The sequence below is a fragment of the Brucella sp. NBRC 12950 genome (assembly GCF_030268145.1).
Taxonomy (GTDB): domain Bacteria; phylum Pseudomonadota; class Alphaproteobacteria; order Rhizobiales; family Rhizobiaceae; genus Brucella.
This window is the reverse complement of the sequence record NZ_BSQC01000007.1, coordinates 250746-263137: the sequence shown is the minus strand read 5'-3', so window position 1 is coordinate 263137 and position 12392 is coordinate 250746. Positions and strand designations below refer to the sequence as shown.

The following is a 12392-nucleotide window of genomic DNA, read 5'->3' as shown; positions in this document are numbered from 1 at the left end:
GCTTGACCCGGCTACGGTTATAATGTGATTATAATGAGATAATAACATCATTATGCGTAAAGATATGAGCAATTCTGACCAGCCCCTTTATGTCCAGATTAAAACAGCCATCGACAGGAAGATAGAATCCGCGGAGTGGCCCGCCAACTTCCAGGTGCCATCCGAGGATGATCTGGCAGGCACTTTTGGTGCCTCTCCCCTAACCGTTCGAAGGGCCTTACGAGAATTGCAGGCCGACGGCGTATTGCTGCGCATTCAAGGACGCGGCACCTTCGTAATCGGGCCGCGCATGCAGTGCGCAATATTCAATCTCCCTGATGCATCCGAGGATGTGATTTTATCAGGTGGCGCGCACAGTAGCCGCATCCTACAGCACGAAATGCTAGGCGCTGACCATCCAAGACGTAGTATGCTGCAGGCTGGATCCGATAGCCCGGTATTTTACAGTAAGCTTCTGCATTTCGAAGATGGAACACCCATTCAAATCGAGGAGCGCTACGTGAATGCGATCGAAGCGCCAGATTACCTTCAGCAGGACTTTACAGTCACAACCCCAAATGCATGGCTGCTCCGTAATACAATCGTCACAACGGTCGAAAACACGATACGCGCAATACGCGCGGACGATGAAACACGCGAAAACCTGCAAATCGACTCAAGTCAGCCATGTCTGCTAGTCGACCGGCAAACCTGGCGGGATGGTATCGCAGTAACGCGCAGTCGGTTCACATATCCTGGGGACAGGTATAGACTGCGGTCAACGCACGAGGCACGTCCAAGCCGGTCTGGATCCGCGACATTGACCCGTTGAGCTGCTCGCGACTGCCTTTGTTTTCCATTTGAACCAGAACTGTTGGCCGGGCTTTTTGAAAACGCCAGGCTCATTCGTAGCAATGTGTCTTCAATCGTGTAATGCAGGACAGAGCCACCGAAGAATTGTCACCTGAAGTCGTGATCGTGGAAGAACCTTTAAGAGCTGTTCGCTTCTCTTTTCGACTTTTCCAATATCAGTAATTTAAGCCGCGCATTCTCTGCTTCCAGTTCTGCCAGCTCAGCATCTGTCACCGAACCGTCCTCGGATTTCTTGGCTCGGGACTCGTGTCGCTTTGACTCGACTTCAAGTGGAGACGACGATTTTGTCTGTTGGTTCGCGTCGTCCTTGCTATTTGCCTTATCGGAGATTGACCTTTTTTCAAGCAGCTGCTTGTCTGTGGCAAGAGCGACAATTGCATTCTCGCTCGCAGCCACCGTTGACGCGGCAACAACTGCTTCGTGAGTTCCTTGTGCTGTTTCCGTCGCAAGTTCTGAATCTGGGGAGCTGTGATCCATTGAAGAGATACTCTCCGTGATCATCCTTTGCTTATCTGGGATCGCGCTCGTTGACGTGCGCTTTTCCTCCAAAGAGACTATTTGCTGCTCCTCTTGTGCGGCTTTCGTCTCCGGTGGCCTCACTCGAGGTGACATTTTTCGCGCTTTGGAAGCAAAGGAGGAAGGCTCTTTTGTCGTTTCCTCTTTCTTCATCACCGAGTGCACTGATGGCCGAAGGGCCTTTGGTTCGTCTGCATTCGCTTCCTCATCAGGGGTTTCAAGTGTTACCTGACGAACTATATCAACATTTTCGCCTTTGAAATTGTTCGCAATTATCTCCTGCGTATCACGATCGGTTGTTTCGCGATTTTCGTCAGACCCTTTCTGACGATCGGGTTGTTCATCTACAGAGGATTCGCTTCTTTGCGAGCGCCACCTCTTCAGTCCTCCAATAAGACGTTCGCCCCATGATTTCATCAATGATCAACCTCTCTGTCAGTGCCCAAAAGATTTAATGAGATGCTACGCCCTCACCAAAACGCGGCGCAACAAGAAGGAGAGTAAACTGATCAAAGCAATATGGCTAGAAGGAAAGACGTTCTCCTTTTCATTCTTGTTTCAATCAATAAACGTTCTGATTATCTATAGATAATGGAAGGCAAAGACATCAAATGCGACCTGCAGTTTCTAATTATCGCAGTTCAGACGACTTAATAGGTTATGCAGATATGACCGTTAATGCATATCGTAGGAGCATGCCTACGGCACATCTGCATGGATTGCGCAACGGAGTAACAATCCAAGAGCGGCGCCGGAACACATTTCGAACGATTAAGCGCTATTTGACACCTTTGTTTATAAGAGTATGCTTATAAAATCGTCATCATCCGAATTTGTAGGCGGTGGCGGCTAAGGGTTGAGATGTGCTCTTGCCTGCTAGCTAGGAGGAGTACTATGATTCTCCCTTCTTTGTCGCGTGCATGCATGTCATCGGAACTGTGGCAATTGCTCTACCAAATGGCAGGGAATTACACACCAAACAAGCGCTTAAAGGCGGCAATCGTTGAGGCAGCGCTGATGGGAATGGTCGATCAGTTCGATCAGACCGAAGTTGATGACATGGATAAGCTAATTTTCAAAACGCTGCATTGCGCCGCTGTTAAGGCTGTAAATCAACATGCGCTAGCGACCAATTTTGAACACTTAATCCCCGCTGCCTGAAATTTCCGAGCAATTGGCGGGGCGGACACTTTGTCTGTTTACGCGCTCGTCCCAGATCCCTTTCATTTGGTCCCGTATGAACATTCTTCGTAAAAGGCTGTCGATAAGAAATAGTGGATCGGTTCTGCGAAGATATTACAGGCCAGGGTCGGCGCGCTCATAGCCTTTCTCGACTAACAGTTGATTAGTCTCATCACAAAACCATCCTATACATACACATCTCTTCATGCCGTGCTTTAACAATCTCGCCTTCGACATGGGAGTGTCCCTTAGTAACAGCGTTTAGGGTGGATTAGTTTGTGGCTTTTCGAGCGAAATGAGGCAATACACGCGTGCATGTCACGAAGCTTAGAACTTTGCGGTTCAACGGATAGCAACGATTGATTGCTGGAGCTAAATACACCCTATCAACTGTCGTTGACTTTGTTTTCAAACGCTTTGCACAAAATTTCTATTTGTTTGAAGCAATTTGACCACTCATACCCCATTACACCGTAATAATATTATCCTATAGTTTTTTGCCGCCGCATCGCAACGTTACAATCGTTCTCGTTCAATCAAGCGCAGGACGGGAAGGTCGGAACCGCGATGGCACAAATCAGTAATAACATCACAGATCTAATCGGTAACACTCCGTTACTCGAGTTACATCGGTATCGTAAAAATCGTGGATTAACTGCGCGTATCCTCGTGAAGGTTGAGTATCTAAATCCGGCCGGAAGCGTGAAAGATCGTATTGCCTGGGCACTCGTTCGCGATGGACAGGAGCGCAATCTACTCAAGCCGGGTGGAACAATTGTTGACGTAACGAGTGGTAATACAGGGATCGGCATTGCAGCGGTAGCGGCAGCGCAGGGTTACAAAGCCAAGTTTTACGCGAGCGACAACATCAGCCCAGACAAGTTCCGCTTGCTCGAACACTACGGCGCTGAAATTGTTCGCATTCCCAACTCGTATTTTCTCGACGCAGACGCACTTGAAAATGTTACTGCACTCATCAGGAGTGAGAACCCGGACGCCTATTTCACAGATCAGCTTGCCAATCCAATCAATCCTAGAACGCATTACAACAGCACTGGTCCGGAGATCTGGCGCGATACCGACGGTGTCGTTGATGCTTTTGTTGCAGGTGTAGGCACCGGAGGTACCATTTCGGGCACGGGTCGCTTTCTGCGCGAAAAGAACCCTGACATTTGGCTTGCAATCTCTGAACCTCACGTCTCGACTTTGCCAAGTGAAGAAAACCCCAATCCGCCTGAAATCGATGGTGTACACAATGTAACCGAAGCAGAGCCGCAGCAGCTACCGCGAAACTTCGACAGAGATATCGTCGATGAAATCATAGCACTAAGCCCCGAACTTGCAGCAATTACGGCTAGAGCATTGGCCCGCGAAGAAGGCCTTCTCGCAGGGACATCTGCGGGTGCAACGCTTTATGCCGCGACGGAAATTGCACGACGCCCGAGTTTTGCTGGCAAAACAATTGTTGCAGTGTTGCCCGATAGTGGAGAGCGTTATCTGAACGCTGCCGCTTTTCTAGCAACCGCTGACGGTGCCTTCGAGGGTAAAGCCGGTGAGCGCGTTCTCTCATAGGCGAGCGAAACATAGCCGTTCATTGCCGGCGACAGCATCCCTATCACGCCAGTAAGGACACGACGAGACCAGAGTTTTAGGGGACGCAACAGGTTGGGGAGGTTTGATTCACGGATATGAACGTGAATTGGGTTGCCAAGTCGGAAATAAATAGACTTTCTGGTCCGGCAACGAAACTGGAAAAGTCGCTATGCGGCTTGGAGCATAACGACCCAAAATGAGAGATCCCATCCTGTTTGAACCGCTACAGTTGGGGAATATTAAAGTCCCCAATCGTATAGCTGTTGCGCCCATGTGTCAGTATATGGCCAATGATGGTTGTGCTTCAGCTTGGCATACGCAACATCTCATGTCGCTCGCGATGTCCGGTGCCGGTCTGATCATGATCGAAGCCACCGCCGTTTCCCGTGAAGCACGCATAACGCATGGCTGCCTCGGATTGTATTCCGATGCCAATGAGGATGCGCTTGGTGAAATTCTATGTCAGGCCCGTCGTATCGCCCTGCCTGGAACTCAGTTTGGAATCCAGCTATCGCACGCTGGACGAAAAGGCTCCGCTCATCGTCCTTGGGAGACACCTGGAGGTAGCTTAACGGGCTCCGATGCGTGGAGGACGATTGCACCATCGACAATCGCACATCGGGCCGGTTGGCAGCTTCCGTATGCCGCCAGCGAAGACGAGCTTGATAAGATTGCTGAGGATTTCCAACAAGCAGCCATTCGGGCCAAACGTCTGGGCATCAAGGTTCTAGAAATCCATATTGCCCATGGTTATCTGCTTCACCAGTTCCATTCACCGCTTTCAAATACCCGCCAAGACATGTGGGGTGGTGACAATATACGCAGGATGGCGTTCCCTTTGCGAATTGCACGATCAGTTCGACAAATCAGTGATGATATCGCAGTCGGCGCGCGCATTACGGGCAGTGATTGGAGTGAAGACGGTTTGACACTTCGGGACGCGGTCACACTTGCAAGGCAATTAGAAGACATAGGTATTGACTACGCATGCGTCACATCGGGTGGAATACCAGTTGACTGCCCTACTAATATCAATCCGGAAGCCTCGCACGCATCACTAGCGAGTGCCATAAAAAATGAGACTGGATTAATCACCCGCGCGGTTGGGATGATTACCTCGCCAAAACAAGCGAACGAAATCATTGCTGCGGGATCGGCCGATCAAGTTGCTATAGGGCGTGGATTTCTGGATAACCCACGTTGGGGCTGGCATGCCGCCCATGATTTAGGCGTCGAGATCCCCTATCCGTCCCCTTATGCATGGGCCTCGCCAAAGGAATGGAGCGGATTTGACCGGAGAACCGCGCTCTAGAGCAAAGGACTCAAATGCTTAATCTGCTTTCTCTTCCGAGCCGTAGATTTCCATGAGAATGTTGGAATGGTAGCAATTTGGCAATGCTACCTTCTCAAAGTTAACGAGGCGTGCGAGCGAAGTTGCCAACCCAATCCGATGAGCACTCTGACCGGCGAACCGAAATGGGCTCTCTCAGCGAAGAACCTCTCGGATTTGTGAACACGCACGCATCTGAAGCATCCGTGAACAACCTCTGTAAGTCAGTGCTATATGGGCGGAGAGGCAAAAAATTCCTCAGTTTGTCCGGAACTGCCTGGAGTAAGTGTTTCCAAGTGTTCAAGATTTCTTTTCGACGTGCATGTCCCCGCCGATAAAGGTCCATTCAAGATGATAGGAGCGGGCCACAAAAACAATGACCTTTTTTAAACCAACGCTGCCGATGCCTTCCAAGAATAGCGTTGGCAGGTAATCTGAAGTACAATTGATCAATACCACCTGTGTCACCAATTCACCAAAGCTGATTTCCCTCTCTCGAGGCCCCGATAAAACTTTGCGACGATTCTAAGTCGAAGCGCCAAACGGGGATCGTTGGGATGTGGGGCAACTTACCGGAACCAAGTCTGGTAGAGCGCATCAAAAATTCCGTTGCGTTTCAATTGGTGGAGCCATTGATCGACAAAAGCCGTGAGGTAAGGCGCCCGTTGAACCCAGTAGGCCTTTTCAAAGTTGTTAAATGGCCGGTCTGGGTTAACTGCGCAAAGTATTCCAGGATGAAGTTTTTGTTGATACATTGTTTCGGAAGCGTCTGTAATCATAACATCAGCTTTTCCCTCGACGATTTGGTCAAAGATGGTTGTGTTGTCCTTCCAAACCAGAATTTTCGCATGTTTTAAATGAGTTACGACGAATCTCTCATTCGTTCCTCCAGGATTGACGATGACCTTTACATTCGCTCGATCTATGTCTTCAATTGTGACGTATCGATGCCGTTCTGCGCAGCGAGAAATTGGAGATTTGCCGTCATTTAAGTAAGGCTTGGAGAAAAGCCCTGTCTTTTGTCGTTCGAGCGTCACCGATATCCCGCCCATCGCTATATCGAAACGATCATTTTTAAGGTCCTCCGCGAGCGTCGGCCAGCTCGTCTCTATGAACTCCACCTCAACTCCGAGCGCTTTGGAGAGATCGTAAGCTAGATCTATATCAAACCCTTTGAACGCTCCGCTTTTGAGGTCTTTGAAGCTATAAGGTTTGTAATCCCCCGTTGTTCCGACCTTCAATGTGCCGCGTGAAAGAATTACGTCGAGCCTAGACTTGGAAGTAACATCTGTAAATCCCGGACGCGATAGCAGTACAATCAAAATCGTGGTTGTAGCAATGGCAATTCCTACCAGATGAAATCCCCGCTTAGATGTCGTAACTCCGACGTTTTTAAACAAATATGCTATCATAACTTTGAGAATCTCATCGTCATTTTGAGTTTTAATACACGATCTGTAGGAGCCGTCAGGCAAGTATGACGCGTTGAACTGCGTCGAAAAGCATACCACGTTCTGCCTTAGTCAGGTCGTGTGCATCAAGCATGGCTATGAACTTTTGACGGTCTGAACCCTCGATCTTGATGCCACACAATAAGCGCGTAGCCAGCAGCCTGAGCAATTCCTCACCAATCGCTGCGATTCGCTCGCGTTCCTTATCGAGGGACTTTGGAGCATCCGGCATCCTGTCAAAAAATAGCAACTGCGCACGGTGTCTATATTGCACTGCCTTTGCTGCCTTCATTTGAAAACTCACAAATTTGCGAACGGACACCGTATCTAAACCGAATGAAGACGCGATGATTATAGCTTGCTCGGTCACATGCGCTTCTTGACCCTGGTCTTCTACAGGAAGGTGCTTCGCTGCCTTAAAAAGAGCTACGTTCTTCATGTGAAGAAGCCGCTTACCAACAAGGTTCCCAATGCACCCAATGCCACTTATCGTGCGTTTAAAATCAGGGTCGCCAACACAGTTCTGAGAAGACGGTAACACTCGTAAATTAGAATACATTCAGTATAGCCCTTCAAAATATTATTATCTTGCATTAACAAGTCACCCCAAGTTAGGCCTGCCTTAGGGACCTTATAGACAAAGAATTATATGTTGCGCGCTCTGGGATGTTGAATCATAAGGCGCGTAAAAATATCGGCATTTAAAGACAGACGTGATGTCTACTCAAACACGTCTCGTATGGAGAGATCCGAGTTACTACATCTAAACCCAAAGATACGTTAAGGGTCTTCGTCGGAATTCAGATCGATCATGCTCCCTTTTAAGAATCAAACAAACGCAAGGCAGTCAACTCCTTGCTGGTGCAACGGTCGATTTGAACGCGACTTCTCGTGGTAAATGCAGTAAGAAGCATTGAATAAGCCGCTTGTCCGTCAGCTGTATCAATCTTGTTGTGAACAGAGATTGTTGTGGGAAGTTTCGTAGCTTCATTCACGAAAGTGAAGGAAATCCGTTTATCGTTCTTATCATCCACACCCAGCAGCACCTCCGAAACTCTTCCAATAGCCTGGTAGGACGCATCGCAATTATATGCTGGAGTCGCACCAGCCGTTTGAGCGAATAGGACAAGGGTCGTCCCAGACAGAAATCGGAGGCTCGACATGGTTTGATCCATTCCTTGAGAAAAATGTGTTGGAGTGATTCAGTGCTTACTGAGTTGATGAAAAAATACCGAACAAACTTGGCAATGTTGTATAGAACATCAATCGCCGAACGTATTTCAATTTGCCGCATCCAGTTGAATCGGTCGCAAGCTTGTGGGTCTCGAAGCTGCTTATAGTGGACTCAGCTTCAGTACTTGTACATTGGCCTTTTATCACGTCCGCCAGTGCTCCTGCTTCTGCCGGAGTGATGTCGATGTCCTCCCAACTGATAGGCGTTCCGCGATAACGACGAAGCGCTCGAAAATAATCCAAACTATCCGGCAGCATGATCTGTGGACGCCCGTCCGACGCGAAAGGCATATTCAGCACACGAATTATTCCTGAGCCGGTCGCAGGTACGTCGCGGCCGACTGGAGCCTCACCCGGATGAGCAAGCCCCATAATGTGACCCAACTCGTGAAGAACAACAAGATAGACCAAGGCTTCGGCGACAACAGAATCGGATGCGTATCGCGGGAAAGCCTCCCGTAAAGCCTCCCACCGATCAGAATAACTCCAGTTACCATAAAAACGGATTAGCCCATGGGGGATTCCAGGAAATGTGCCAGTTTCAAAGGGTTCGGAACGTGCAAGAACCGCCCCAGGCCCCTGCCCTGAAACCGACTGCGCATCGACTATGATTTCCACTTCATTCGGTTGTCGAATGTCTATTCCACGGATGTGAAAGCGTTGACTCGGCAAGTCGAATTGCCGTAGACGCCCATTCCAAAGCGTGATTGCACGGTCGATAATTGGCTGTAAGTTGACTGCGTGATAAACGGTCTGGGATTCTTGTACGAATATTTGTTGGCCATAGGCGTCATTGAGCCGAACATTCATGATAGCACTCGCGCCTATAGACGCCGGTTCACCTCGGTGTACCCGATATGTAGAGGCCGCGTTATAGGGAGCGTGGCTGGGTTGGTCGTCCACAAACATGCAGACATGTGTCGTGTTTGGTTGGGAAAGAGCCGATAACGGCGTACAAATCAAAGCGACGCAAAAACACTGGCTAATGCTCACTATGCTAAATATACCGTACAACTCATTGTTCCTTGTTAATCCAAAGAATGGCGACGTGGCCCTAGTGAAATCTTAGGTGAATCAGAAAAGATCCGTAACTCTAACTAATAGCGACCCGCTTTCGCGTCTTTGATTGTTCATCAAGATTTTTTTATCGCCAGACTTAGCTACCTGTGCAGGGTACCGTGAAATTTAGTATATAGTGGCTACGCGCCAGACAATTCACCTGCCATTCGTGCCCTCGGTCGTTTTCTACACAGGGTAGAAAAGCTCGTTGACCCTCACTCCTAAAGCGATTGGGTCAGGTCCAAAGAACTACGCATGCAACTATCCAATACTTTTGCCTGGAGCGATGATGACTGCACCACCTCAACCTACAAGGACTGCACATACGGAAGGCGATGTTCGAAGCGTTTAGTCCAAATCTATACCGTATAGCGTTCTAGTTAGAACTTTGAGCGGCTGAGCATCGCGATGATTTCCAACCTGACGGTATATTCAATATATGCTTTCAAACAATCTCTAACAAAAGAATTTCTGTTGCTTGTGCTTGTTTATCACATTAATTATATATACCGTCGCCTTTCGACAGAAAGCAATCACTTGCTTTGTTCATTTCGTTTCGAAGTATTATTTTTGTTAGAGACTATATTTTCAGAAGATTTGGAAATTTTTAGGGCATACGGTGTATATGGGGGAAGCACTGATGAGAGGCCTATTTTTATCGACTGAGATGATCGACGTTCAAGATCGAGATGATTTTTGGCGCGATGCTGTAAAGCCAATTTACGATCTATCCTCGACAAATGAGGAAGTGATTGGAGGGTTTTCGGGAACGCTTCATTCCCATCCAGTCGGGGGGATGCTTGTTGGATCGACAACTCACAATGCCCAGAGATACCAGCGTACTCATAGGATTATAGCGCAAGGAGGAATGAACCAGTATATCCTTCAAGTAATCATGGAAGGGAATTTGGTTGGCAATTTCGGCGAAGTCGACGTAAACGCCGAGTTCGGTGACATTGTTATTCTTGATTTGGCAAAGACTATAAAGAGTAACGCATCAGCAGGTGCGAGAATTACTGTCGTTTTGCCTAGAGAAGAGTTGGAACGAATGTCTGGCGGCCGCAGTCTTCATGGGACGGTGCTTAGAGCGAATGTGCCAAACACTCGACTTCTCTTGGGTTTTCTTAAATCACTCAATGATGTGTCCTCGGATCTAAACGCCGCCGAAACGACGAATGCGTACGATGCCGTAATGCTGTTACTGCGTTCAGCTGTGCTCGGTTTGGGAATAGGCAATGACACAGTTGGATCCATTAACTTTACGATGAGACGGCGTATTATGGACTTCATCGATGAGAACCTCACGAATCCATTACTTGGACCATCTCTCATCGTCAGCCAGTTCAAGGTATCGCGCTCGCATCTTTATCGTTCATTTGAAAGCGATGGGGGTGTTGCCAAACTCATTCGTGAAAGACGTCTGGATCTAGCGTATCGAGAAATTATCAATGCGGGCCCGAAGCCGGCCACTCTCAAAGAGGTCGCCTACCGGTCCGGTTTTCTCGATGCGGCGCGGTTTGCCAAGGCGTTTAGTTCGCGTTTCGGCTCTCCACCAAAAGCGATTATTAAGAACAACACCCCTGTTAATTTTTCCGAAGCAAAGATCCATACTCTTCATGATCATCTGTCGGTGCAAGCTCGTAAGCTTGGGATATGGTAAGCGTATTGATTACCTATATTCAGCGCGACTCTCGAGGGCGTGCGTAAGTGAGACCGAGGACTTGGCTCCTCGGTCGCCCGCCGCCTTACGGGCACTTCTAATACAAAGAAATGGAGGCGTGGCGCTTAAGCGGGCCCGCTGAATTGGATTTACTGCGCCTGGAGCTCAACAGCGTCCTAAAACCAAAAGCTAAACGGATGAAGGTAGGTTAAATACTCCAACTCGTCCTCGGTATAGGTTTCTTTGTCAAACATCTGCGGGGGAATGAAACAATACGAGTAAGCCCTCGCAAAGCCAAATACAGTATCAATCATGGCGCTTCCCTTTAGCTTCCTAGAAAGACTATCAGTATGATGCTAAACGCTCTTCTCATCTATTGCTATTATTGACTGGCAAATTCAATCCCGATGATTATTGGGATCTTGACTAATATTACACTGAACTCTTTGAATTTCGGCCAAGTGAAGAAGCTATATATATTATTGAATAGAACAGAATTGATAAGTTTGGATTATCGAAAGCTGCAAATGTTCAATTTCTTTCCAAATTGCCGATACCTCGTTCTCGGTGCAAAAGGAAAAAGGATGCTCCCGCGATAAGGGCACCGCCTAGCCAGAATGCGTTGGCTGGCCTTTCGGCGAACACAAGCCAGGCCAAAAGCACGTTAATTGGAAGTCGAAGGTCATCGAACGGCTGAAGAAAGGCAACGTCTGCAACGGTGTAAGCTCTCGCTTGAAGGTACTGCGCCAAAGCCGTGAGCGAGCCCAGCGCGAGTATTGGCAACCAACTTTCCGTAGAGTAGCCGGCACTTGTCGGCAGTCCACCGTTGACGATGAGCCAAACGGCCCCGTTAAACGGCGTTATAAGCAGGAGCATGTATAGAGAGGTCTCAGAAGGTTTCTCGAACTTCGTCAGATGCTTGGTGATTATTGAGTAACCAGCCCAAAGCGCTGCAACTGCCAACGGCAAGAGCGAATATGCGCTATAATGCTTTGACCCAGGCGCAATTATAATCAGTGCACCGATGAAGCCCAAGAGGGTCATAGCCAGCCGATGGGCAGTGACCTTCTCGCCAAGGAAAGAACGCGCGGCGGAAATTACAAAGAACGGTGTAGTCATAGACAAAGCTATGGCTTGCCAAATCGGGATGCGATTCAAAGCATATACCCATAGTTGCACACTCGTTACCACGAGACAGACGCGAATTAGATGCCATCCCAAATGCCGGGTACGTAGTCCCAAAATTGTGGGTGGCCCGACACATAGGAGTGTTATAATCGCGGCTATTGAATACTGAAACAAGGCGATCGTTACGGAAGACATACCGATGCGAGTAACCATCCATTGAGTTATGACATTAACACCCGCGTAGCTTGCCCCGCTACCGACCATAAAGGCTGCGCCATGTGCCACGCTGAATGACTTAGAAATAGTATTCATGAAATTATTGCTCCAAAACCCGAAATATGAGAGCCTCGGAATGTCCTGAAAGTTAATATCTTGCGAACGCCACGTG

10 protein-coding genes are annotated in these 12392 nt (G+C 48.5%); 5 read left to right on the top strand and 5 right to left on the bottom strand.

What is annotated here, in order from left to right; genetic code table 11:
- Positions 1-64: 64 nt before the first annotated feature.
- Complete coding sequence (gene hutC / locus QSJ70_RS14015; protein WP_215780454.1) at positions 65-811, top strand: histidine utilization transcriptional repressor HutC; 747 nt, start codon at positions 65-67, stop codon at positions 809-811.
- A gap of 158 nt (positions 812-969) precedes the next feature.
- Here hutC and QSJ70_RS14010 read toward each other — a convergent pair whose 3' ends face one another.
- Positions 970-1785 (bottom strand): hypothetical protein, encoded by an 816-nt coding sequence (locus QSJ70_RS14010; RefSeq protein WP_285537219.1) that lies wholly within the window; start codon positions 1783-1785, stop codon positions 970-972.
- A gap of 477 nt (positions 1786-2262) precedes the next feature.
- Here QSJ70_RS14010 and QSJ70_RS14005 point away from each other — a divergent pair, with 477 nt between their 5' ends.
- The 3 genes from QSJ70_RS14005 to QSJ70_RS13995 all read left to right on the top strand — a co-directional run bounded on the left by QSJ70_RS14005 (position 2263) and on the right by QSJ70_RS13995 (position 5455).
- Complete coding sequence (locus QSJ70_RS14005) at positions 2263-2529, top strand: hypothetical protein (RefSeq protein ID WP_215780452.1); 267 nt, start codon at positions 2263-2265, stop codon at positions 2527-2529.
- A 588-nt stretch (positions 2530-3117) separates the two neighbouring features.
- Positions 3118-4122 carry a PLP-dependent cysteine synthase family protein gene (locus QSJ70_RS14000; protein ID WP_285537216.1) on the top strand — a complete coding sequence of 335 codons (1005 nt, stop codon included), beginning with the start codon at positions 3118-3120 and terminating at the stop codon, positions 4120-4122.
- Between the two features lie 217 nt (positions 4123-4339).
- Positions 4340-5455, top strand: coding sequence for an oxidoreductase (locus QSJ70_RS13995; RefSeq protein ID WP_285537215.1), 1116 nt, complete (start codon positions 4340-4342; stop codon positions 5453-5455).
- A 587-nt stretch (positions 5456-6042) separates the two neighbouring features.
- Here the strand turns inward: QSJ70_RS13995 and QSJ70_RS13990 are convergent.
- The 3 genes from QSJ70_RS13990 to QSJ70_RS13980 form a co-directional block, all read right to left on the bottom strand.
- Positions 6043-6873, bottom strand: coding sequence for a transporter substrate-binding domain-containing protein (locus QSJ70_RS13990; protein WP_285537214.1), 831 nt, complete (start codon positions 6871-6873; stop codon positions 6043-6045).
- 67 nt (positions 6874-6940) lie between these two features.
- Complete coding sequence (locus QSJ70_RS13985) at positions 6941-7483, bottom strand: chorismate mutase (protein ID WP_352231005.1); 543 nt, start codon at positions 7481-7483, stop codon at positions 6941-6943.
- A 650-nt stretch (positions 7484-8133) separates the two neighbouring features.
- Positions 8134-8967 (bottom strand): zinc metalloprotease, encoded by an 834-nt coding sequence (locus QSJ70_RS13980; RefSeq protein ID WP_285537211.1) that lies wholly within the window; start codon positions 8965-8967, stop codon positions 8134-8136.
- An 889-nt stretch (positions 8968-9856) separates the two neighbouring features.
- Between QSJ70_RS13980 and QSJ70_RS13975 the strand changes: the two genes are divergently transcribed.
- The gene (locus QSJ70_RS13975; RefSeq protein WP_285537209.1) at positions 9857-10876 is read left to right on the top strand and encodes a helix-turn-helix domain-containing protein; all 1020 of its coding nucleotides are present in this window, start codon (positions 9857-9859) and stop codon (positions 10874-10876) included.
- A 531-nt stretch (positions 10877-11407) separates the two neighbouring features.
- On the opposite strand, the gene QSJ70_RS13970 is transcribed toward QSJ70_RS13975, so the two are convergent.
- Positions 11408-12268 carry a DMT family transporter gene (locus QSJ70_RS13970; protein WP_215780550.1) on the bottom strand — a complete coding sequence of 287 codons (861 nt, stop codon included), beginning with the start codon at positions 12266-12268 and terminating at the stop codon, positions 11408-11410.
- Positions 12269-12392 lie beyond the last annotated feature (124 nt).

Excerpts from the sequence above, each read along its gene's own strand:
- hutC (WP_215780454.1), top strand. The coding sequence starts at position 65 with ATGAGCAATTCTGACCAGCCCCTTTATGTCCAGATTAAAACAGCCATC.
- QSJ70_RS14010 (WP_285537219.1), bottom strand. The coding sequence starts at position 1,785 with ATGAAATCATGGGGCGAACGTCTTATTGGAGGACTGAAGAGGTGGCGC.
- QSJ70_RS14005 (WP_215780452.1), top strand. The coding sequence starts at position 2,263 with ATGATTCTCCCTTCTTTGTCGCGTGCATGCATGTCATCGGAACTGTGG.
- QSJ70_RS14000 (WP_285537216.1), top strand. The coding sequence starts at position 3,118 with ATGGCACAAATCAGTAATAACATCACAGATCTAATCGGTAACACTCCG.
- QSJ70_RS13995 (WP_285537215.1), top strand. The coding sequence starts at position 4,340 with ATGAGAGATCCCATCCTGTTTGAACCGCTACAGTTGGGGAATATTAAA.
- QSJ70_RS13985 (WP_352231005.1), bottom strand. The coding sequence starts at position 7,483 with ATGTATTCTAATTTACGAGTGTTACCGTCTTCTCAGAACTGTGTTGGC.
- QSJ70_RS13980 (WP_285537211.1), bottom strand. The coding sequence starts at position 8,967 with ATGAATGTTCGGCTCAATGACGCCTATGGCCAACAAATATTCGTACAA.
- QSJ70_RS13975 (WP_285537209.1), top strand. The coding sequence starts at position 9,857 with ATGAGAGGCCTATTTTTATCGACTGAGATGATCGACGTTCAAGATCGA.
- QSJ70_RS13970 (WP_215780550.1), bottom strand. The coding sequence starts at position 12,268 with ATGGTCGGTAGCGGGGCAAGCTACGCGGGTGTTAATGTCATAACTCAA.